Origin of the sequence: Legionella erythra (assembly GCF_001467615.1) — a bacterium.
GTDB lineage: Bacteria > Pseudomonadota > Gammaproteobacteria > Legionellales > Legionellaceae > Legionella_C > Legionella_C erythra.
In genome coordinates this window covers 98099-120523 of sequence record NZ_LNYA01000018.1, presented here as the reverse complement: position 1 = coordinate 120523, position 22425 = coordinate 98099, and the positions used below count along the sequence as shown (strand labels likewise).

Genomic DNA, 22425 nt, shown 5'->3' with positions numbered 1-22425 from the left:
AAAATGACGATAAAAATTGCTATCAATGGTTATGGGCGTATTGGCCGTTGTGTGTTGAGAGCCATTTATGAATACGGCCGGCAAAATGAATTTGACGTGGTGGCCATTAATGATTTATCCGGGATTGAAACCACAGCCCACCTGACCCGTTTTGACTCGACGCATGGCCGCTTTGCCAGCGATGTCCGTGTCGAAGGCGACAAGTTATTGATAGACGGCCACCCCATTCGGGTCATTGCCGAACGCGATCCCAAGGCCTTGCCCTGGAAAGAATTAAATGTGGACATCGTTCTTGAGTGCACCGGTCACTTCACCAACCGCGATGCCGCCATGCAGCATATTGCCGCCGGCGCCAAAAAAGTATTGATTTCCGCCCCCGGTAAAAACGCCGACGCAACCATCGTGTACGGTGTTAACCATCAAACCTTGCAGGCGACTGACATTATTGTTTCCAATGCCTCCTGCACCACGAATTGTTTAGCCCCCGTGGTCAAACCACTGCACGAAGCCATTGGCATCGATCATGGCCTGTTAAACACCGTGCATGCCTATACCAAGGATCAAATGCTGTTAGACGGCAGCCATAGTGACTTACGGCGCGCCCGCTCCGCCACACAATCCATCATTCCGACCAAAACCGGCGCTGCCGCAGCCGTCGGTCTGGTATTACCCGAGCTCGCCGGCAAACTGGATGGCTTTGCCATGCGGGTTCCTACTCTGAATGTATCAGTGATTGATTTTACCTTTACGCCCTTGCGTCAAACCTCGGTGAGCGAAGTCAATGACATCATGCGCCGTGCCAAAAGCGACATTCTGCATATCAGCGACGAGCCTCTGGTGTCTTGCGATTTCAATCACTACCCGGCTTCCGCTGTGTTTGATACCACCCAGACGAAAGTATTGGGTAACCTGGTTAAAGTCGTAGCCTGGTATGACAATGAATGGGGTTTCTCTAACCGCATGCTCGATACCGCAAGCTGCATGATGAATCGTTAAGGATCGATTATGAATTTAATCAAGATGCGTGATTTGGATCTGCGTGGAAAAAAGGTACTCATCCGCGAAGATTTAAACGTTCCCATTAAGGATGGACTCATTACCAGTGATCAACGTCTGCAGGCGGCCCTGCCGACCTTGAAAGCCGCGCTGGAAGCAGGTGCTGGCGTCATTGTCCTGTCCCATTTGGGACGACCGGAAGAAGGTAAATTTGAAAAACGGTTTTCTTTAGAGCCCATTGCGTATTACCTCGGTCAACACCTTGATTACCCCGTCCGTTTTGTCAGCGACTACCTCGAGGGCGTGGATGTCAAACCCGGTGAATTAGTGGTCTGTGAAAATGTCCGATTCAATGTCGGCGAAACGGGTTATGACCACATACTGGCTAAAAAATTAGCGGCGTTGTGCGATATTTTTATCATGGACGCATTTGGAACAGCGCATCGTGCACACGCGTCAACCTATGGCGTGGCGCAATACGCACCGGTCGCCGCCGCAGGCCCGCTGCTGGTGAGTGAGCTTGAAGCATTGGAACACGTGCTGAAAGATCCGAAAAAACCCATCGTCGCCATTGTTGGCGGCTCCAAAGTCTCCACCAAACTGTCCCTGCTTCGCGAATTGGTGGGCTTAGTTGATCATTTGATCTTGGGCGGCGGTCTCGTCAATACCTTTTTAAAAGCGCAAGGGCATGAAATTGGCATGTCCCTGTACGAAGAATCCTTATTGGATGAAGCACGCGCCGTCTTAACCCTGGCGGAAGCAAAAGGCTGCAACATCCCCTTACCGACGGATGTGGTGGTGGGTAAATCCTTCAGCGACAATTGCCCGGCATTTAATAAATCCTTACATGGCGTCGCCACCGATGACATGATCATGGACATCGGGCCTGACACGATTAGTCATTATGTCGACATCATTGAAGAAGCGGAAACCATTATCTGGAACGGGCCGCTCGGCGTTTTTGAATTCCCGCAGTTTGCTTATGGAACCCGGGCCGTCGCCATCGCCATCGCCGATAGCAACGCGTTTTCCATTGCCGGCGGCGGCGATACCCTGGCAGCTATTGATCTGTATGATCTGAATGAACAGATTTCCTATATATCCACAGGAGGTGGTGCTTTTCTCGAATATCTCGAAGGCAAAACCTTACCTGCCGTAGCTATTCTTGAAGAGCGAGCCCATGAACCGTCGAACTAAAATTGTTGCCACCTTAGGACCTGCCTGCAGTCAACCCGACACCCTGCGTGCCATCATCGCCGCAGGGGTTGATGTGTTTCGGGTGAATTTTTCTCACGCCGACAGGACCGTCCTGGATACCATCAAGCAAGCCAAAACCATCGCGGCAGAACTGGAGCGCCCCATTGCTGTCATGGCTGATCTGCAGGGCCCCAAACTTCGCATTGGCCGTTTTGAACACCATCACATTACCCTGGTCAATGGCCAATCATTTATCCTGGACTGCGCCAACAAGGCCTTGGGCAATGAACAATGGGTCAGCGTCGCTTATGAAAACCTCTGTTATGAGGTGCAGCCGGGCGACCTCTTGCTCCTCGATGACGGCATGATCGAACTTGAGGTCACATCGGTAGCCCCGCCCCAAATCGTCTGCAACGTGCTGGAAGGCGGTGTGCTTAAAAATAACAAGGGCTTGAACCGCCGCGGCGGTGGTCTCGCCGCCAAAGCATTAACAGACAAAGACCGCGACGACATGCGTATTGCGGTCAGTATTGATATCGATTACCTCACCCTGTCATTTGTCAAAGACAAGCATGACATTCGGGAAGCCCGCGAATTATTGGCGACATTTGGCGCACCGGATGTACCCATCATCGCCAAAATTGAACGCACCGAAGCCCTGCATAATCTCACTGAAATCATCAATGCGGCCGATGCCGTGATGGTGGCGCGCGGTGATTTGGGCGTGGAGGTGGGTGCGGCGGAAGTACCGGCCATTCAGAAGCGTATTATCGAACAGGCGAGACGGCTCGATAAAGTTGTAATTACTGCAACCCAAATGATGGAATCCATGATTACGCACCCGCAACCGACCCGTGCCGAAGTTTCGGATGTAGCTAACGCCATTCTCGATGGCACCGATGCCGTCATGTTGTCCGCAGAAACCGCCACGGGTAAATTTCCTGTCAAAGTCGTTACCATGATGGAGAAAATTTGCTTAAGTTCTGAGAAACATACCTCCTTCCTGTACACAGCCGACAAGGAAACCTGTCATTATCACCGCGCCGATCAGGCGATTGCCATGGCGACCATGCATGCCGCCAATCACTTTCCTATTCGAGCCATCATCGCCATGACCGAATCAGGCGCCAGCGCCATCTGGATGTCGCGTCAATTCAGCAATGTCCCCATTTACGCCGTCACGGCCAATGAGCGTACGGTCGGCAAACTATGCCTGGTCAATAACGTATTCCCCATCCTTCTCCCTTACCACAACATTCCTGTCCAGGAAGTGAATAATTGGGTTGTCAATCAACTCAAGCACAAATCCCTGCTTAAAGCCCGGGGCTACGTGCTGCTGACCCGCGGCAGTACAATAGGAAAAGCAGGGGGGACAAACTGCATGGAAATCGTGCAGTTGTAAGGGGCATGGGTATCGACATACTGACATATTCGCTTTGCTGATCGAAGCTATGCTATGATCGGGCTTTGATCGGCGTCAGCAACAAAGGGTGGTGTGTGTTTAATTTCAAACAATTGAATTGGCAACGAGTTGCTGCGTTTTTGTTTGTCTTGAGTATGTTTACCCTGCCGCTTAGCATGACCTTAAAATCCATTACCTTAATTGGTGGTCTTCTGGCAGCCAGTTTAAGCCCCGATTTACGCCAGGACATGGTAAAAATTATACGCGAACCCTGGTTTTACGCCATTTTAACCTTGTTTACGCTTGTTCTTCTCGGCTCCATAACCGGCATCGCTGATTGGAAAAGCAAATTGATTTTTATAAACAAATATTCCAAATTCTTATTTATCCCTTTTATTGCCCTGGCCTTTCAGCACCCGCGCTTGCGTTGGCTCGCGATACACGCGTTTCTTGGCGCCATGACCATCACCTTGCTGATTTCCTTTCTTAAAGCCTTAAGCTGGGTAACCATGAATCCAGTCAATGACCCCGGGGCGGTATTTCATAACCACATCGTGACTGGCTTTTACATGGCATTCGCCGCTTTTTTAAGCGCAAACCTGGCGCGTACTCCTAAAAAAACGCCTTTACGCCTGGGATATGCAGCACTTGCTCTGCTGTTCAGTTATCAAACCCTCTTTATTAACACCGGCCGCACGGGATATGTGATTTATTCGCTGTTGCTGATCCTGTTTTTATGGCAAAGCATCCCGGCCCGCAAAATGCCATTGTATATCATTATTATTTTACCATGCGCCTTGCTGGTCGCTTACCATAGCATGGCACTTAACACCGGCGTAAAAGCCATTGTTCATGATGTTCAGAATTATCAGGAAGGGAATAACAAAAATACCTCGGTTGGCTTCAGGCTGCAGTTTCACCAATATGCAAAGAAACTGTTTCTGGCGCATCCGGTTTGGGGCACAGGAACAGCTGGGTTTACTTATAGTTACCGGCAGGAGCAACCAATTCCTGCCTGGGGCAAAAATCTACTGGATCCGCATAATCAGTACTGGTTGATCGCAGCTGAATACGGTGTCATTGGTCTTCTCGTGTTGGCCGTTTTTTTCCTGGCCTTCTTTTACGCCTGCCGCAATTTGAAAGACATGCGGCCCCTGATGATTGCCTTGCTTTGCAGTTTCATCGTTGCCAATCTATCCGATTCCTTTTTGTTATTTTCCAATACCGGGGATTTTTTAGTGTTTTTTGCCGCCATCGCATTAGGCGAGTCCCTGGAGAAAAATCCCTCACCTCGTCGAGACTCAATTGCTTTAGGTAATACGGTATGCTAGTTGTTTTAATGTATCATCGTGTTTCAAATCCTTTATTACCCGATCACAGCCGCAACTTTGAACAACATTTACAGGCATTGGCAAAGCAGGATGCCTTTGTTATTCCCGGCGAAGCATTAGACCGAAGGCGTCTAAACCTTTGCCTGACATTTGACGATGCCTATTATGATTTTTACCGTGATGTTTTTCCTTTGTTGAAGCAATACCGCATCAAAGCTGTTCTGGCCATTCCCGTCGGTCTTATCCTTGACGACACGACACTTGATGACGCAACACGATTGGGTGTGCCTTATGCGGAAGCCATGGCCTCTTATCAAAGTTATGCGACCTTGTGTACCTGGAAAGAAATTAACGAAATGGTGGCTTCAGGCCTTGTCATTCCAGCTGTTCACGGCATGACTCATCGCCATTTGACCGCTCAGGATACCTGCCTGGAAACCGAGGTCGTGGCGGCCAAACACCTCCTTGAGCAAAAAACCGGCTACACACCAGACACCTTCATCTACCCTTACGGCAGCATGAATAATCGCGTTAACCGCTATGTCAAAAAGCATTACACCTACAGGATGCGCATCGGCTCAGCATCAAATTGGAACTGGCATAATATTCATGGCCTCATCTATCGCATCAATGCCGAGGAATTCTGGCCCGTCAATAAACCCATGTTATCACCATCACACCGTTTTTATTTAGGGGCGCGATTGCTTTTCAATTCCTTGCGCTTTAAATAAAAGACACTGCATGCAAACCAGGGCGTTTGCCTTGAAAATTCAACCAGAACGACTACCCGCGTTATGCACAAAATTCAGTACCCTCGATTCAAGATCGAATGGATGCTGTGCATAAAGCACAGCACGTAGGCAAAGGCAGTTTAGCTATCACAGGGCGATGCGTTCCTTGAGCGATGTGCTCACTTCAGCCTGACGATGCGCTGGTCTTGAAATTCAACCACAATCAATACCAATTGCCGACGTTCCGCGCTTTATGCGCGGAATCCAGTACATACCTCGATTCAAGATGGTTGTGTATAACGCACGGGGTAAGGCGATTTCGTTTGCTATTAACTGGTGGATTCTTTCTCTTCTTCGCGCCGGGACAATCCCAATTTTTCCTTCAGGCGGGCAACAGCCTCGGGATCGTAAGCCTTTTTGGTGTTGCGATGCGTCACCGTCACGGCTGCACTGCGGTTGGTTTGCATCACACCCGCCGGACCCGATGCGCTGTAAGCCGATAAACGTTCGGCATATTGTGATGCGTAATCGGTAGCCTGTTGAGGATAAGACGGGTACGCCGGGGCTTCGCTTTTCAAGGTTGCGGTGGGTGCTGCTTTATTTTCTGCCGCATTGCGGGCGTTTTTAAGTCCCTTTTCAATCCGCCGCTTGATTTTGACTGCTGCACGCTCCGCCTCTTCTTCTGTGACAACAGAAACCGGATTACCCTGCAAATCAATTCGCATTTCCCGCGCTTTAAGACAAGCCAGGTAATCAAGACGGCGCGTAAAGATAACCACCGCTTCACGCAATTTACTTTTCGATAAACCGGCTTCAGCCGCTTCATCAGCATAGGCGAGAATATCATCCATAATGCCAGACTTTAACGGCTGAATGCGCTGGCTGTTATCGAATGCCTCAGGGAATTTCCTGCCCAGCCAGTTTAACGCCTCGTGCCGCGCTCGTTTGGATTGGTTTTTTTGAGATTTGTTAATTACTGCTGTCAGAGGATGAAGCGCTTGCCTTCTCATGCTAAAACCTTGTTGAATAATCGAAAAACAGGAACAATTCCGCCTGTTTGTCGAGAGACTTTATTGAAGTTGCGAGTGGCCTATTGCAAAAATAATTGAATACCACGTTCATTGCAAAATGCGCATGCAATGTACAATGTTTGGCGGCTAATTGCAAGATATTGCCTTATTTCATGGAGGATTCGCCAAATGAAATTTGATCAGTGTATACTTTATTTATCTATGTTCCAGGGTATTGTTCGATGAAACGACTGTTTTTTTTCCTTTTATCAATGGCTTTCCCATGGCTAGTCCTGCTGATTAAGGACAACCCAGGCGGTGCTGTCATGGCTCTGATTATGCAAGCCTCTATCATTGGCTGGATACCGGCGAGCATGTGGGCTATGCGCGTCCTTAAAGAATCCGAAAAAAAACCGGCTTCCGCTCGATAACCGCTCACTCATTCTAATTTATTCACGGAGAAAACACATGACGGCTCGCGTTATTGTAAATGGCGCCCTGGGCAAAATGGGCGCCCTGGCCTGCGAAACCATCGCCAAGCATCCTGATTTTGAACTGGTGGGCGCCTTGTCCCGTCAGGATGATCTGCGCCGAGCCATTGCTGAGAAGCAGGCCAGTATAGTGATTGATCTCACACGCGCCGACAGTGTATTTGAAAATACCCTGGCCATCATTGAAAGCGGCGCCCATCCGGTTATTGGTACGTCAGGCTTACTGGATAAACAAATCGCGGACTTAACAGAACGAAGTCATGCCAAAAAGCTTGGCGGCATCATTGCGCCGAATTTTTCTATCAGTGCGGTCTTGATGATGCGTTTCGCAGCGCAGGCAGCGCGCTACCTTGGCGACGTTGAAATTATTGAAACGCACCACCCGCAAAAATACGACGCGCCGTCTGGTACTGCATTAAAAACGGCCGAAATGATAGCCAAGGCCAGGGAAACCAGCGCTGCACCACCAGCGGGGCACGAACTGCTTACAGGTGCCCGTGGTTGCCAACATCAGGACGTTCGTATTCATTCACTCAGACTGCCCGGGGTCATTGCCCGTCAGCAAGTCACTTTTGGCTCCCTGGGTGAAACCCTGTCAATTACCCATGACAGCATTGATCGCGCCTGTTTTATGCTGGGCATCGTACGCTGTTGTCAAAAGGTACAACAGCTCGATGGCCTGTACTATGGCCTCGAACACATCCTCTGATGACGCTGGCGTCGTCAGGCGCTGAAGTCAGAGCAGCGGGGCTATAATTTTATCCCCCTTATGACATCGCTGCTCGGCGAGAAGGACTCCTCTTTAATAGAATCGAGTATCTCCAACACCGCATCAATAACTGACTGAGGGTCTTTGCTGACACAAAGCTCCCGCAGCAGGGCATAAACTTTCTGCGTTGTTGGGTCGCGCTTGGGATTGGTCATTGGCCTCTCCCTAACCACCGCATAAATCTCGGCTAAAACCGTTTCAGAAGCGGAGATATGCTGGCTGGAATCAAACCGATCAAGGATGGATTTAATTTTGGTAACCCCTGCCGGCGCACTCCAGCTCCAACCCAAACCGGTTGTCTTGCTGTGCCAATATTTCATTTGCCCCATCAAGACCTTCAACTTGGTCAACAGAGCCACACGACTAGTATCTGACAGTTTTTTTGCCGCTTCAATGTCAATAGGCATCTTATCATTATGCCGTTTTGTGCCCTCAACAACGCGTTTGACCTCGTTATTGCTGGCCAGAACATCATCACGTGTCAGAATATCCGGCTGCCCTGATAATTCACGGATAGCCTGCGCTATGTCTGAGGGTAAATAAACATCCGGCGTTTTCAATCCTTCGGAACCGGGGGCATTCTGTCCGGCGTGCGCATGCTGGTGCCGGCTTAAATAAATCCTGGCTACCAGATTCACAAAACGACTGCGTTCAAGCCCCGTATCATTATAACTGGGCCAATAGCCGTAAATGTGTCGATACAGCAACATGGCATCCGTATGCATGGCCTCGATTGCCTTGCGATCTTTTCCGCTGACACAGGAGCCGTAACTTATCCCCTTCATCTTGATAATCAGAAGGTTTTCAAGGGAGCTTAGATAAAGTTCACGGCCGTTGTAATCGAAAAAGGTTGCCGTCCCCCAACCGGAATTCAGTGCGGCTTCGTATTCATTCGCCAATAAAGCCAGATCGGTTATTTCCTGAAGCAGGGATGAAGCGCCTTTGTTCTTGTTGGCCAGTGACTGCCAATGAAGCTCTTCAGCAATGAGTGGCTGCCAATCCAGCCATTTTAAATTGTCTTTCTCATGGTAAAACAGGTGAATCAGAGCCTGCTTGATTTGAGCAGCCTGAGTGAGTGAGCCTTGAACAGCGGTCGGCGCCTGCTTTAATTGAATGAGCGTCCTGCTTTCATTAAACGCTTGTTTGACCACATCCTGCCATTCAGCGATCGAGAAATTCACCTGGCTAACATCCAGTTTATTCACCAGATTGCTCAATAGAGGGTAATCTTTGGGATTCTTATTGGCTGCAATGAAAGCAACACGCTGATTCAACAGGGAAATCAACGCCTGTTTTTCATGATCCTGCAATTTTAAACCGTCTATATCCTTTTCATAGTCGGACAATTTTAAATAGTCACGAGCACTGTCCAGCAGGCACTTGCACTCGCCATCTTCGGACGACGTCCATAAAATATAGCGGGCCACATTAAATGGATGGTTGGAAGTGAATATTTTAACCCCTTTATCCTTGCTCTCCTGCCTCAGGGCATCAACAACCTTTAAACGTTGCGCTTCGAGATAGCGATCCGGTATAAAACCATCTGAAAAAGGAACCGGACTGATTAACGTTTGCAACAGCATGTTTTTTCTACCGGCTTTTCTTCCGGTTTCTTCTCGAATCCTGGTACCATTGCGCTGGGTATGCAAGCGGCTGACTTGTTCAGGATAGCCTTTCACTTCCCGTGATCCAACGTGGCTCGAACGGTAACGTCCATCCACATGCTGCACAATATCGCCCCCTTGATTAATAATTATGAACCTATGTTCACAAAAATTGGGTACGCCCGGCAAGGTCCGCAAACGACTGGGTAAAAACGAAGTGACTTCAGCTATGTTTTTATTGCTGTCCAATACATGTTTCAGTAATTGCTGTTCATAATCCGGCAGACACACAAACCAGAAAGGCAGTTCGGCCATCCCAGCCAGATGATGAGGGCTGACGCGTTTACCAGACTGCATTTCATCCACCATTTGATTCAGCCCGGATAAAGCCTGACTCATATCCATCAAGGGGTTGACGGATGATTTAATCACTGCCGCAATAAATTCCCGGCGCGCCAAAGGCAGGGACGAAAACCAGGACGGAACGACGTCGCTTTGATTTTTAATTTTCAATAAATCGCTATCTATGCTTTTATCTTTTTTAATGTCGTTCCACAACAGGATAAAATCATTCACACTGCCTTTTAGCATGTCGAGTTTGGTCGGCGTTGGCCGCAGACCATGGAGGTAAACCTGTTGGTGGACAGGCAGGTTGCGAAACCAGTCCGGGGTATGCGGCAACGGGAATGATTTTATTTTTCCAAGTTCATCGAGCGTCTCTTGGGCAAGCGGCGGTAATTGCCTGTCCCACTGCAGAATAACATGGGGCTCCCCCTGAATATCGACGGGTGTCAGCGTGGCCAAATCCGGGCGCCCTTTCATCATGATATGGTATTGTTCCGCTTTATTAAGCAGTTCGATGGCCTCACTCCAACGGTGCTCCTCCTTGACGTGACAGAGCCAGTGTGTCACTAATGCTTCGAGCAATTTGCGGGTGTATTTCTTCAGGATTTCTTCGTATTGATCCCTTGAAAGCCCCTTGCTGAAAATAAATTCACTTTCAGCCCACTTCAGATAGGACGCACTGTCAAATGATAATTTGGATTGCCTGGGAATGGACTTGACTATCAGAGAAAATGCATCCTTAAATGAGTCGGCACGCAATTGATAGCTGCGTTGCAAATCGGCAGTCAGGGAGGCCGTCTGGATAGTGAACTCGCTGTCTGTCGCATCTTTTAAATGAGTTAATAACTTTTCGTTGAGATTGACGCCATCCTCTACGCGTAATATTGTTTTTTTTCCCATCGCTATGATTCCTTTACCTGCACTGGTCCTTTATTATTGAATAAATCAAACCCATAAACAATTTATTGTTCGAGTTTTTATTAAGAAAATCATTTTGTTCATGCTACACTGATCATCACTTCCGCAAACAGGCATAACAGGATGACCATCGTTAAGAATAAAGATTTCACCGGCCACTCGGAGTCCGGTTTGGAAGATGCCCTGGCTCAGGCGCTGCAAAAAGCGGGTGAATACCAGCGTGTTGAAGTCATTGAAACACGCAGCTCCCACATCACTGAAGAAAATAAATCCTACCAGGTCACAATTGCTGCTTATAAAGACTGAGTCTTGCTGAAATAACAATGTTACAAGGAGTTTATTCATGGTTTACTCAGTAGATCATTACATCAATGGAACACGTTATAGCCCGAGTAATGAGCGTTTGCTCACCATTTATAATCCTGCCCTGGGTGAGGCCATTGGTCAGGTGCCCATTGCCGGGGAAGACACCTGCCGCGCTGCCGTTCAGGCCGCTCAAAAAGCCTGGGAATCCTGGTCGTTAACCACCCCTGTAAAACGGGCCCGTCTGCTGTTTAAATTCAGGGAGCTGCTGGAAAAAAATCACACCGATCTGGCCCATATCGTCACCCGGGAACACGGCAAAACATTAGAAGACGCCAAAGGGTCGATTGCCCGAGCCATCGAAGTAGTGGAATTGCATTGCGGCATTGTCAACCAGCTGCAGGGGAGTTTTTCTGCCAATGTGGCCACCGACATGGATTGCCATACCCTCAGGCAACCCCTGGGTGTCTGTGCCGGGGTCTCGCCCTTTAATTTCCCGGTGATGGTGCCGGTATGGATGATGATCCCGGCCATTGCCTGCGGTAATACATTCATCTTAAAACCGTCAGAGCAGGATCCTTCCGCGCCGCTTCGCCTCTTGGAATTGCTATCCGATGCAGGCTTCCCCCCCGGGGTTGTCAACTGCGTTCAGGGCGACAAATCAACGGTGGATTATTTGTTGAATCACCCGGACATTAAAGCCTTTACCGCCGTGGCTTCAACGCCGGTGGCACAATACATTTACCGCACAGCCACAGCCAATGGCAAACGGGCCCACACGTTTGGCGGCGCTAAAAATCATTGCGTGGTGATGCCGGATGCGGATTTGGATCAGGCATCACAGGCCATTGTGGGTGCCGCGTACGGCTCAGCGGGCGAGCGCTGCATGGCCATCTCGGTTGTCGTCGCGGTGGGCGATGAGACCGCTGATCGGTTACTTCACAAGTTAACGCCGCTCATCCAGGCCATTCGTATCGACACCGGCGACAGTCCCCACAGTGAAATGGGTCCCCTGATTAGTCAGGCACATAAACAGCGTGTGATCACTGCCATTGAGGCCGGGATCCATGAGCAGGCGTCCGCGGTCATCGACGGGCGCGCTTTTCGGCATGCAAAATACCCTCAGGGTTATTTCTTGGGCCCCACCCTGTTTGACCATGTGAAGGAAACCATGTCCATTTATCAAGATGAAATCTTTGGACCGGTTTTGTGTATTGTTCGTGTTGATACGTTGGACGAAGCGTTGGCCCTGATCAATCGCAACCAATATGGCAATGGCACCGCCATTTTCACACGCGACGGCTACAGCGCACGCGAATACAGTCAGCGGGTGCAGGCCGGGATGGTCGGTATTAATGTCCCCATTCCAGTGCCGGTTGCCAACCATCCTTTTGGCGGCTGGAAGCATTCATCGTTTGGTGATACCAACATGCATGGCCTGGAAAGCGTCAATTTTTATACAAGGCGAAAAACCGTGACCAGCAAATGGGCCATCAGCCAACTGAATACCAGCGCGTTTGTCATGCCGACACATGATTAATTAACAGCGAAGACCGGTTTAAAAACCGGTCATTAACGAGGGAGAGGAACATGGCACGGATTGGTTTTGTCGGTCTGGGTCATATGGGTTTACCCATGGCCATCCGTTTGATTCAAGCCGGACATCAAGTAACCGGTTTTGATTTACAACAGGAGGCACTCGCGGCGCTCACCAGCGCAGGCGGTCTGCATGCGTCATCCATCCAGGAGGCCGCACGTGAAAATGAATTTTTAATTACCATGCTTCAAACCGGCGAGCAGGTCAAGCGCGTTTGTCTCGGTGATGAAGGGCTTTATGCCCAGGCAAACGGTGCGTTACACATTGATTGCTCATCCATCGATGTCCAAAGCGCCCGCGACCTGCACCAGCATGCCTCAGCCAATCAGGTGTTGGCACTGGATGCCCCCGTTTCAGGCGGTGTGGCCGGTGCTCAAGCAGGCACACTCACGTTCATGGTTGGCGGCGATGCCGCAACATTGGACCGGGCGATGCCGATTTTAACCGCCATGGGGAAAAAAATTATTCACACCGGCCAAGCCGGAAGCGGGCAAGCGGCCAAGATCTGTAACAACATGATTCTTGGCATCTCCATGATTGCCGTGTCGGAAGCCTTTGTTCTGGCTGACAAGCTCCACCTCAGCGCTGATAAATTATTTGAAGTCGTTAACAGTTCCAGCGGCCAATGCTGGGCGATGAGCCGATACGCTCCCGTGCCGAATCTGCTGCCTGACGTCCCGGCCAACCGCGGCTATCAACCCGGATTTAGCGCCGCCATGATGTTAAAAGATCTTAAGCTATCCCAGCAAAGCGCCAGAGCGGCCGGGGTGGAAACACCACTCGCGGCACAAGCGACGGCCTTATACCAGCATTTTAGCCAACAGGGATTTGGCGATCTGGATTTTTCAGCCATCATTAAGTCACTGGAGCCCATTGAACCATGAGCAAATCCGTGACCCATACCCTGCCAGCCGAGATAGTACATTTTTGGGAGAAGCAGGCCCATACTTTAACGTGGCAACAGCCCTGGACGCAGGTTTTTAGCGGCGAATTTGGCAATCTTAACTGGTTTGTGCATGGCAAACTCAATGCCTGCTTCAATTGCATCGACAGGCACCTTCCGCAAAAAGCCAATCAGGCAGCGATTATCTGGGAAGGGGATGAAGAGCATCAACAACGTATCCTGACTTTTGCCATGCTGTATGAGGAAGTCTGCCGCATGGCCAATGTGCTGAAATCCTTAGGCATTCAAAAAGGCGATAAAGTGGGTATTTACCTGCCGCTTATTCCGGAAGCCGCTATTGCCATGCTGGCCTGTGCCCGTCTGGGCGCGGTACATACCGTGGTATTCGCCGGTTTTTCAGCCCAAGCCTTGCAACAGCGACTCGAAGCCTCCGCTTGTAAACTGCTGATTACGGCCGACAGTTATCACCGGGGCGGCAAGCTTTATGCCCTTAAATCCCAGGCGGATGAAGCCAGCCGCGGGTTGCCGTTGAAAACACTCGTCATTCAGCATAACCATACCCCGGTAATATTTGATGACCAGCGCGATTATTGGTGGCATGCTTTACGGGACACCGTTAACTCTCACTGTGAACCAGAACCGATGGATGCCGAGGATCCACTGTTCATTCTTTATACTTCGGGCAGCACAGGCCAACCCAAAGGGCTGGTGCATACCACCGCCGGCTATTTAGTGCAAACCGCATTCAGTCATCGCCATATTTTTGCCTGCAAGCCCCATGAAATTTTCTGGTGTACCGCCGATGTAGGCTGGATTACCGGTCATAGTTACGTGTTCTATGGCCCCTTATGCAATGGCACAACCACCCTGATGTTTGGCGGTGTCCCTCACTGGCCTAATCCATCACGCTGCTGGAAAATTATTGATAAGTACCACGTTAATGTGTTTTATACTGCCCCAACTGCCATCCGGGCCCTGAAAAGGGCCGGCGATGAATGGCTTAACGGCAGCTCGCGTCAAAGCCTGCGCCTGTTGGGTTCGGTGGGTGAGCCCATTAATCCAGAGGTCTGGCTTTGGTATAAAGAGCAAGTGGGCCTAAATCGCTGCCCGATTGTGGATACCTGGTGGCAAACTGAAACCGGGGCCATTATGATATGTCCGCAAGACGCAGCCACTGCAAAGCCGGGCGCGGCCTGCCAACCCTTACCCGGCATTCATCCTGTGCTTCTCAATGAAGACGGGCATGAAATTCTGGGCTCCGGGGAAGGAGCGCTGGCTATAAAATACCCCTGGCCATCGATCGCTCGAACCATTGCCGGTAATCATGAGCGTTACTTGAAGGGCTATTTAGCCAACGGTTATTACATCACCGGTGACGGCGCGCGACGCGATCAGGATGGAGACTATTGGATAACCGGGCGTATAGACGATGTATTAAACGTGGCCGGACACCGGTTGGGAACAGCGGAAATAGAAAGCGCCATTGTCGCCCATCCCTATGTGGCTGAAGCGGCCGCTGTCGGCGTGCCGCATGAAATAAAGGGACAGGGCATTCATGTCTTTGTCACGTTAAAAAGTGGCTTTCAACCCAGTGATGAGTTATATGATCAACTCATGGAGCAGGTTAAAAATTCCATTGGCGCCATTGCTAAACCCGATGTGTTGCAGTGGGTTCAGGATTTGCCTAAAACCCGATCGGGCAAAATCATGCGCCGCATTTTACGCCAGATTGCCTGCCGTAATGTCAGCAGCCTGGATGAATTAGGCGATCTGTCTACCCTGGCCAATCCGCAGATTGTAGAGGAATTGATGAAGGAATTGCTGCATTAATGGCCGTCGGGCTTCTTTTCATTAAGTAGCCGGCCATTCAAACCAACTGTCCAGACGGGTAATCAATTCATCCACCCCCTCTTTTTTCAGCGACGAAAACGTCTGCGCCGACACCAAATCACCCAGCAGCTGATACTGCCGCTTTACTTTAGCAACAGCATTTTTAGCCTCGCTTTTATTTAATTTGTCGGCTTTGGTTAATAAGGCATGCACGGGAATTTCGCGATCCAAAGCCCAATCGATCATCATTTGATCCAATTCCTTCAAAGGATGACGGCAATCCATGACTACAATTAACCCCCTTAAACATTGACGGACCTCCAGATAATGGGCCAGGTGTTTTTGCCAATCTTCTTTCACCTGCAATGCCACCTTGGCATAGCCATATCCGGGAAGATCCACCAGCCGGCGGGATTCATCCAGGCTAAACAGGTTAATGAGCTGGGTACGGCCCGGGGTTTTGCTGGTGCGCGCTAATTGTTTGATGCCGGTCAGGCAGTTTAGGGCACTCGATTTTCCCGCATTGGAACGGCCGGCAAAAGCCACTTCATAACCAACATCATCGGGTAGCTGGTTGACACGGGCGGCGCTTTTTAAAAAGACAGCCTGGGAGTAACGATTGATTAACATTATTTTCAATTTCATTTTGGGATTTTTACTCAGGCAGTGTACCATTAAATGAGGAAGAACCCTCGGGGGAAACATGAAAAAAATGGTATTTGTTGTCGCATTGCTGAGCTTGTCCATGGCTCAGGCTGCCCCGCTTTTGCCAGAAACAACGGACACGGCGACCACTTCCGTTAAAACCACCGCGCAAAAAGCAGCCGTTTGTGTGGCTTGTCACGGTGAAAAAGGAAACAGCGCCAATCCACAATGGCCCAATTTAGCCGGGCAACATGCCGGTTATCTGCTGAAACAGCTTAAAGACTTCAAAGCAGCAAAAACCCGTAATGTACCTGCCATGACCGCGATCGTCGCTGGCATGAGCGACGAAGATATGGCAGAATTGGCCCAGTATTATGCCGAGATGCCCCTGGCTGAAAACAGTACGCCGGAAAAATACTTGAAACGCGGCGAACAACTTTATCGAGGCGGCGATTTCAATCAGCACATTACCGCCTGCATTGCCTGCCATGGCCCGAAAGGCACCGGTAACGCGCAGGCCGGTTTTCCCGTGGTTTCAGGTCAGCATGCGCCCTATGTCATTCAACAGCTCCAGGCATTCAGGGATCATAAACGCAGTAACGACTTAAACCAGATCATGCAGGACATCAGCGCCCGCATGAGTGATGACGACATGGCGGCTGTTGCCTATTATATGCAGGGCCTTTATTAATTAACCAAGAGAGATAGACGTATGTTACGACGTGTTTTAGTTCTGTTTGCTGTGCTATTGCCCCTGGGGGCATGGGCAGAAACCTTTGTTGCTGGAAAAGATTATGAACTCATCAAAAGCGGTAATGAGGCGGCCAAATCAGGCCCTGTCACCGTCACAGAGTTTTTTAGTTATGGTTGTCCCTGGTGCTATCGTCTTGAGCCTTCGTTGACGAAGTGGGTGAAACAGCAGGGAGAGCATATCCAGTTTACTCGCGTGCCGGTCGTATTCAATAAAGACTGGTCTTATTACGCCAAGGCTTATTATACGGTGAATTTGCTGGGCCAGGGAGCAAAATTAAATCCTGTCCTGTTTAAAACCATTCAAGCCAAACATGGCACTTTAAACAGCAACGATTCCATGATTGAATTTTTAACCAGTCAGGGCATTGACAAAGCCACGGCGGAAAGCGCGTTTAAACACTCCACCACCATTGACATGCAGCTTAATCAAGGCAGCGCTCAAATGGCACAATTTCACATTGCTGCGGTCCCTGCCTTGGTCATTAATGGCCAATATAAAACGGATCTGCAAATGGCGCAAAATGAGGACCGATTATTTAAAATTCTTTCCTATTTAGTTCAGGAAGCCGCTAAAAAGGAAACGCATTCCTAATCCTTATGCGCTTCGCTGCATCAGGGCTTGGCAAACAAACCTTGATGCAGGCTTAGCCGGCTGCAAACCGGCCCTTAACGAAATGAAGCAATTCCACTTCAATTTTTTTGCAGAATTCAGGAAAATCGGGGTGGTTAACGACCGATTTATCAAAATGAATCTGGCCCCGCCGAATAGTCATTAATTTCTTGTTATTAAAAAACACCTGATAGGGCTCATTGCTCGCCTGCATGGTATTTTTAAGTACGAGCACTTCGACTTCCTCACGCAGTCGCTTTTCACCACAACCACGCGCGATCAGAGGAGCCAGTTTGTACAAGGCCTGAAGATAACTTTCGCCATGGTTCATGAGCGAACGCAGGGCCGCAGCCGTGCGGGCAGAGACTCTGGAAATATCGCCAATAGCCTGCCAGAGTGCTTCCGGGATTTGCGGAAAGGCCAGGTATTGGCTTAGACGGCTGCTGCTGATGCCGAGCTTTTCAGCGAGCACCTCCTGCGTCATACGCTCCGTTTTAAGAATACTGGCGTAAAAGAATCCTTTGGAATAATCCGAAACGTCTTCTTTTTCATTTTCAGAAACCAAACAGGCAATCGCTTCATCAAAACTTAAGTTTTTGATGATTGCTTCCACCGGAAAATGATGGGTTTTACAGGCTAGCCAGCGGCGATAACCAGCGATAACAACATATTGCGCCTGGGGATTATTACGGGGTTTGAATTCATCGGATGCCTTGACTACGACAATGGGTTGTGACTGCCCTTTCGAACGAATACTGGTGGCGAGTGCGGCGATATCACCTAATTCAAAGCCTTTGCGGTCACGAAACTCCCAGGTATCCAATAAATCACAGTGCAGAGAGACTATTTTTTCATCCAGATGACACTCCTGCTCGACTTTATGTAACCTCTCTTGCAACGTCGCCGACAAACAAAAACCCTTCATACTAAATCCTCTCATTCACTGCGCGAGATGGTGCTGTTGAATTCACTTTTTGTGTATCTGTTTGTTTTTGATGATTGAAGAAGGTTAATACTTCTTCAGCCAATTTCTTAAATTCCTTGTGGCTATCACTGTTTTTATCAAAATCCCCAACCCATTTACCTTCAAAAGCTGCTTCCAGAATGGCTGTTTTTGATGAGATCATGGTTTTAAACGCAAGGCCCGACTTGTTTAATTCCTCAATCAACTGATCCGATAACCGTTGCCGCTTTTTAATTTTAACGCCTAAAATTTTAAACGGTTTCTGAGACATCCTTGGGACAGCAATCGCATCAGTTAAATTGTTTTGATCAAGAAAACTCGGAGAACAGGGCAAAATGACGAAATCAGACAGCATGATGGCTTTAAACGCAGCTGGCATGTAGTTGGGCGGTGTGTCTAAAAGGACAAAATCGTATTGTTTACGCAGATGCTCAATTTTATCCATGGGCTTATCATCAAATAATGGCTCAATGAATTTAATGGCCGTCCCTTGTTGTGACCAGCGAATGGCGTCAGGTTTGTCTTTATCCATATCCGCGACAATGACTTTATATCCCTGTTCAATCAGCGCTCCCGCCAGATTGACAGTGGTAGTCGTTTTGCTACTACCCCCCTTTGCTTGACTTACCGCGATGACGAATCCCATAGTTGCTCCTCAAAGAAGACGCTTCGATCAAACAATACCTCTTTGACATTGTTTTCGCCCGTTTCTTAATTAACTTTAGCAGAATCTTAAATACCTGGGTTTTCCAGACTCAAAATTCCTGTATTAAAGTCATAGGCAAATATCTCGGCATAACGCCCCCAGTCAATCATGGTACGCAATACGCGTTCTGCCTCTTTTTCACTTAAATAGTCTTCAAGCTTGGATAAAAAGCGTTCTTCCGACACCCGATGCCCGACTTTCTCATCCAAAACCCGACGAATATAGCGGGCTAAGGGCACGTTTTCTAACAATCGGCGGGCAAACAGCGTTTTACGCTCCTGCAAATCCGCCTCCGAAAATTGCTTGCCCAGGTCGCTCAATTGAATATCCCCATCCGATACCCTGGCAAAACCTAAAATTTCCAGCGTTTCAAGAATCGGGAATAAATCGTCAATGTTCATCATTAATTCATCGGCCAGTTCCGGCAAATCAATGCGTTCCTCAAACGACGTCATGGTCTCAATCAATCCTGACAATTCCGACGGCTCGACGTCCGGTAAGCGGTAACCTAAGCCAATTTGACGCTCCCGCTGGGCGCGCTTGGTTTTTTCTTTTGGACCCGTTGTCATTAAAGTATAGATAGTATCGACCAAATCGTGAAATTCCGGCGTTTCGGGGTTGCGGGGTTGATGCAGGGAAACCTGCAATTCGGCACGGATATAACCTGGATCACTGCCAAAAATGACAATGCGGTCGGCCAGCATCGCGGCTTCTTCGATATTATGGGTCACTAACAGAATGCCATTGGTATTGGTCTTTTTCTCCTGCCACAGCTCAAGTAAATCCGATTTCAGGTTCTCCGCGGTCAATACATCCAGGGCGGAAAAAGGTTCATCCATCAGTAATACGTCGGGATTAATGACTAAGGCCCGGGCAAACCCCACGCGTTGGCGCATACCGCCTGACAATTCTTTGGGAAACGCCGATTCAAACCCGTCAAGACCAATAATATCAATGGCATCAATAGCCCGTTGCCGGCGCTCCTCACGACCAACTCCCTGCGCCTCCAGGCCTAATTCCACATTCTCAAGGACGGTAAGCCAGGGCATCAACGCAAAGGATTGAAACACCATGGCGATGCCCGGAACGGGGCGGGTCACGGGTTGCCCCCGATAAGTCACGGTACCCGAAGACGGCGGGACAAGGCCTGCAATAATGCGCAGCAACGTCGATTTGCCGGAACCCGATTTGCCGAGCAGGGCGACAATTTCCCCCTCCCGTAATTTGAAGTTCACATCTTCCAGAACCAATAAATCCTGTGCAGAAGCCTTTTTAAAGGATTTGCGGCAATTTTCAAGGGCGATAATCGTTTCTGCCATAGGATGCCTCAGTTGAAATTAAAGCGCTCTTCCGCCAGACGGTATAGCGGGCGCCAGATTAGTTGATTGAATGCCAGCACATAAGCACACATCATCATGGTGCCCAGGGCGATACGCGGGAAATCCCCGGCAATGGTGCTGGCTTGAATGTATTCCCCAAGGCCCGTGGCACGCAGGGTGGTATTTCCCCAGCTAAGCCACTCCGCCACAATGCTGGCGTTCCACGCTCCGCCTGCTGCTGTAATGGCGCCGGTTATATAAAAGGGGAAAATCCCCGGTAGGGCTAAACGCTTCCACCAGGACCAGCCTTTCAATCCAAAATTATCCGCGGCAAGGTATAGATCGCGGGGGATGGACGAGGCGCCGGCAATCACATTAAATAAAATATACCATTGTGTACCTAAAATCATCAAAGGCGTGACCCAAATCTCGACGCTTAAATGAAACTGGACAATGGCGATGACAAACAATGGGTAAAACAGGTTAGCAGGGAAGGCAGCGGCAAATTGAATAACCGGTTGAATTTTCTGGGCGAGGCGCGGGCGAAGACCAATCCACACCCCAACCGGAATCCAGAGCAGGGAACTAAAGATAATAAGGACAATAACCCGCGTACCCGTGGCCGCCCCCAGCAAAAAAACATGCAAGACATCGCTTAAATGCAATTTAGTCAGAATAAACCGCAGCAGGAACCATGCACCGGCCATAATAGCTAAAACCAGCAGGCCGTTCCAAATCCAGTCCCAATGCTTCTGACGGCGAAAGTCGATTTCTTTAATGGCCTTAGGACCTAAACGGCTAAACCAGCGGGCATTGACAAAATTATCTTTCACAATGGCTGTACCGCGCCCCAGACGCTTCATCAGGCGGCTGCGGCGAATCAAGTCGACTAGCCAGGATTGGTACTCCTCTTCATCAGGAGATTGTTCCATTTTAAATTTCTCTGACCAGGCAATAAGCGGTCGAAATAAAATCTGGTCATAAAGAAAAATGACGATCACCATGGTGAGTATGGCATAGCCTACCGCATGCAAATCACGGCGCTCTATCGCCAATGCAATATAAGAACCCACACCCGGCAACCGGATATCCTGATGCGCCACGGCAATCGCCTCAGACAAAACCACGAAAAACCAGCTCGCCGACATGGACATCATCATATTCCAGATAAGCCCCGACATGGAAAACGGGACCTCCACTTTCCAGAAACGCTGCCAGGCGGACAGTTGAAACATGGCGGCGGCTTCTTTCAGGTCATGCGGCAGGGTTTTCAGCGACTGATAGAATCCAAAGGTAATATTCCACACCTGAGCGGTAAAAATGGCAAAAATAGACGCGCATTCTGGCCCGAGCAGGCTATTTGGGAACAGGCTGATAAATCCAGTGACGGTAATGGATAGAAAGCTCAATACCGGCACCGACTGCAGAATATCAATCGCAGGAACAATGATTTGCTCAGCTCGCCGGTTTTTAGCCGCCAGGGCTCCCACAATAAACGTAAAGATAATCGACAGGATAAGAGCGATAAACATGCGCAATACGGTACGCAAGGCATAAAAGGGTAGTTTTTGCGGATCCAAAGAAATAGGCAGCGGATCGCCCAACTGATACGGACTCGCCATTTGCTGGCCGGCCCAGCTTAAAAAATAAATCACTGAAAAAATGAGAATCAGCAGAAAGAAATCCCAGCGGTTAAAAAAACGGCTGACGTTTTCGCGATTGGCAAAATAAAAACGACTATTGCGCACGAAATCTCCCCCGATTGATAACCTCACCAAAAACTGTCTGAGATTAATAATCAATTAAATGACGCGTTGTTTTAGCGACTATACAGGCCTTTGCCGGGATTAAAAAAAACCCCAAAACCCTAACGTCCTTCTCTTGTTATTGTCCCTCGGATCGGAATGAAGACTGTCAATTTAAGATCTGGCAATTTTGCGAGGCTGTCTCAGGGCATGAAACGACATGCGCAACGGCAAGACAGCCTGGTGAAATTGCTG

Annotated in this window: 20 protein-coding genes; 13 read left to right on the top strand and 7 right to left on the bottom strand. The window is 49.2% G+C overall.

Translation table 11 applies throughout. The features are described from left to right. The first annotated feature begins 3 nt into the window (after positions 1-3). The 5 genes from gap (at position 4) to Lery_RS04190 (ending at position 5657) form a co-directional block, all read left to right on the top strand. Positions 4-996: a type I glyceraldehyde-3-phosphate dehydrogenase gene (gap, locus tag Lery_RS04210; protein ID WP_058526008.1), complete on the top strand. Its 993-nt coding sequence runs from the start codon at positions 4-6 to the stop codon at positions 994-996. A 9-nt stretch (positions 997-1005) separates the two neighbouring features. Next, entirely contained in the window at positions 1006-2193 is a 1188-nt protein-coding gene (locus Lery_RS04205; RefSeq protein ID WP_058526007.1) for a phosphoglycerate kinase, read from the top strand. Further along, positions 2177-3595: a pyruvate kinase gene (pyk, locus tag Lery_RS04200; RefSeq protein ID WP_058526006.1), complete on the top strand. Its 1419-nt coding sequence runs from the start codon at positions 2177-2179 to the stop codon at positions 3593-3595. Before Lery_RS04205 ends, pyk begins: the two co-directional genes overlap by 17 nt. Before the next feature lie 95 nt (positions 3596-3690). Further along, on the top strand, positions 3691-4926 hold the full coding sequence (locus Lery_RS04195) for an O-antigen ligase family protein (RefSeq protein ID WP_058526005.1): 1236 nt from the start codon (positions 3691-3693) through the stop codon (positions 4924-4926). Next, positions 4920-5657 carry a polysaccharide deacetylase family protein gene (locus tag Lery_RS04190; protein ID WP_058526004.1) on the top strand — a complete coding sequence of 246 codons (738 nt, stop codon included), beginning with the start codon at positions 4920-4922 and terminating at the stop codon, positions 5655-5657. The genes Lery_RS04195 and Lery_RS04190 overlap by 7 nt, the downstream gene beginning before the upstream one ends. Positions 5658-5986: 329 nt before the next feature. Here Lery_RS04190 and Lery_RS04185 read toward each other — a convergent pair whose 3' ends face one another. Next, entirely contained in the window at positions 5987-6667 is a 681-nt protein-coding gene (locus tag Lery_RS04185; protein ID WP_058526003.1) for a ProQ/FinO family protein, read from the bottom strand. Positions 6668-6909: 242 nt separating this feature from the next. Between Lery_RS04185 and Lery_RS04180 the strand changes: the two genes are divergently transcribed. Both Lery_RS04180 and dapB read left to right on the top strand, forming a co-directional pair. Further along, the gene (locus Lery_RS04180) at positions 6910-7098 is read left to right on the top strand and encodes a hypothetical protein (protein ID WP_058526002.1); all 189 of its coding nucleotides are present in this window, start codon (positions 6910-6912) and stop codon (positions 7096-7098) included. A gap of 37 nt (positions 7099-7135) precedes the next feature. Continuing rightward, on the top strand, positions 7136-7867 hold the full coding sequence (gene dapB, locus Lery_RS04175; protein ID WP_058526001.1) for a 4-hydroxy-tetrahydrodipicolinate reductase: 732 nt from the start codon (positions 7136-7138) through the stop codon (positions 7865-7867). Positions 7868-7908: 41 nt separating this feature from the next. Here dapB and sidP read toward each other — a convergent pair whose 3' ends face one another. Continuing rightward, positions 7909-10776 (bottom strand): Dot/Icm T4SS effector PI-3-phosphatase SidP, encoded by a 2868-nt coding sequence (sidP, locus tag Lery_RS04170; RefSeq protein ID WP_058526000.1) that lies wholly within the window; start codon positions 10774-10776, stop codon positions 7909-7911. Positions 10777-10917: 141 nt separating this feature from the next. Between sidP and Lery_RS04165 the strand changes: the two genes are divergently transcribed. The 4 genes from Lery_RS04165 to acs are packed head-to-tail and all read left to right on the top strand — an operon-like array spanning position 10918 to position 15428. Further along, positions 10918-11100, top strand: a complete 183-nt coding sequence (locus tag Lery_RS04165) for a dodecin domain-containing protein (RefSeq protein ID WP_058525999.1) — start codon at positions 10918-10920, stop codon at positions 11098-11100. Between the two features lie 37 nt (positions 11101-11137). Then, positions 11138-12637 (top strand): CoA-acylating methylmalonate-semialdehyde dehydrogenase, encoded by a 1500-nt coding sequence (locus tag Lery_RS04160; protein WP_058525998.1) that lies wholly within the window; start codon positions 11138-11140, stop codon positions 12635-12637. A gap of 50 nt (positions 12638-12687) precedes the next feature. Beyond that, complete coding sequence (gene mmsB, locus Lery_RS04155; RefSeq protein WP_058525997.1) at positions 12688-13578, top strand: 3-hydroxyisobutyrate dehydrogenase; 891 nt, start codon at positions 12688-12690, stop codon at positions 13576-13578. Then, positions 13575-15428 (top strand): acetate--CoA ligase, encoded by a 1854-nt coding sequence (gene acs, locus Lery_RS04150; protein WP_058525996.1) that lies wholly within the window; start codon positions 13575-13577, stop codon positions 15426-15428. Before mmsB ends, acs begins: the two co-directional genes overlap by 4 nt. Positions 15429-15449: 21 nt before the next feature. Here the strand turns inward: acs and yihA are convergent, their stop codons facing one another. Continuing rightward, positions 15450-16058: a ribosome biogenesis GTP-binding protein YihA/YsxC gene (gene yihA, locus Lery_RS04145; protein WP_058525995.1), complete on the bottom strand. Its 609-nt coding sequence runs from the start codon at positions 16056-16058 to the stop codon at positions 15450-15452. 73 nt (positions 16059-16131) lie between these two features. Between yihA and Lery_RS04140 the strand changes: the two genes are divergently transcribed. Then, positions 16132-16764, top strand: a complete 633-nt coding sequence (locus tag Lery_RS04140) for a c-type cytochrome (protein WP_058525994.1) — start codon at positions 16132-16134, stop codon at positions 16762-16764. 21 nt (positions 16765-16785) lie between these two features. Further along, positions 16786-17418, top strand: a complete 633-nt coding sequence (locus Lery_RS04135; RefSeq protein ID WP_058525993.1) for a thiol:disulfide interchange protein DsbA/DsbL — start codon at positions 16786-16788, stop codon at positions 17416-17418. Positions 17419-17470: 52 nt separating this feature from the next. Here the strand turns inward: Lery_RS04135 and Lery_RS04130 are convergent, their stop codons facing one another. From Lery_RS04130 to Lery_RS04115, 4 genes are all read right to left on the bottom strand, one after another. Continuing rightward, positions 17471-18361, bottom strand: coding sequence for a ParB/RepB/Spo0J family partition protein (locus Lery_RS04130; RefSeq protein WP_058525992.1), 891 nt, complete (start codon positions 18359-18361; stop codon positions 17471-17473). A gap of 1 nt (position 18362) precedes the next feature. Further along, complete coding sequence (locus Lery_RS04125; protein ID WP_058525991.1) at positions 18363-19046, bottom strand: ParA family protein; 684 nt, start codon at positions 19044-19046, stop codon at positions 18363-18365. Between the two features lie 86 nt (positions 19047-19132). After that, on the bottom strand, positions 19133-20425 hold the full coding sequence (locus Lery_RS04120) for an ABC transporter ATP-binding protein (RefSeq protein WP_058525990.1): 1293 nt from the start codon (positions 20423-20425) through the stop codon (positions 19133-19135). Between the two features lie 8 nt (positions 20426-20433). Next, the gene (locus tag Lery_RS04115) at positions 20434-22173 is read right to left on the bottom strand and encodes an ABC transporter permease (RefSeq protein WP_058525989.1); all 1740 of its coding nucleotides are present in this window, start codon (positions 22171-22173) and stop codon (positions 20434-20436) included. Positions 22174-22425: the final 252 nt, after the last annotated feature.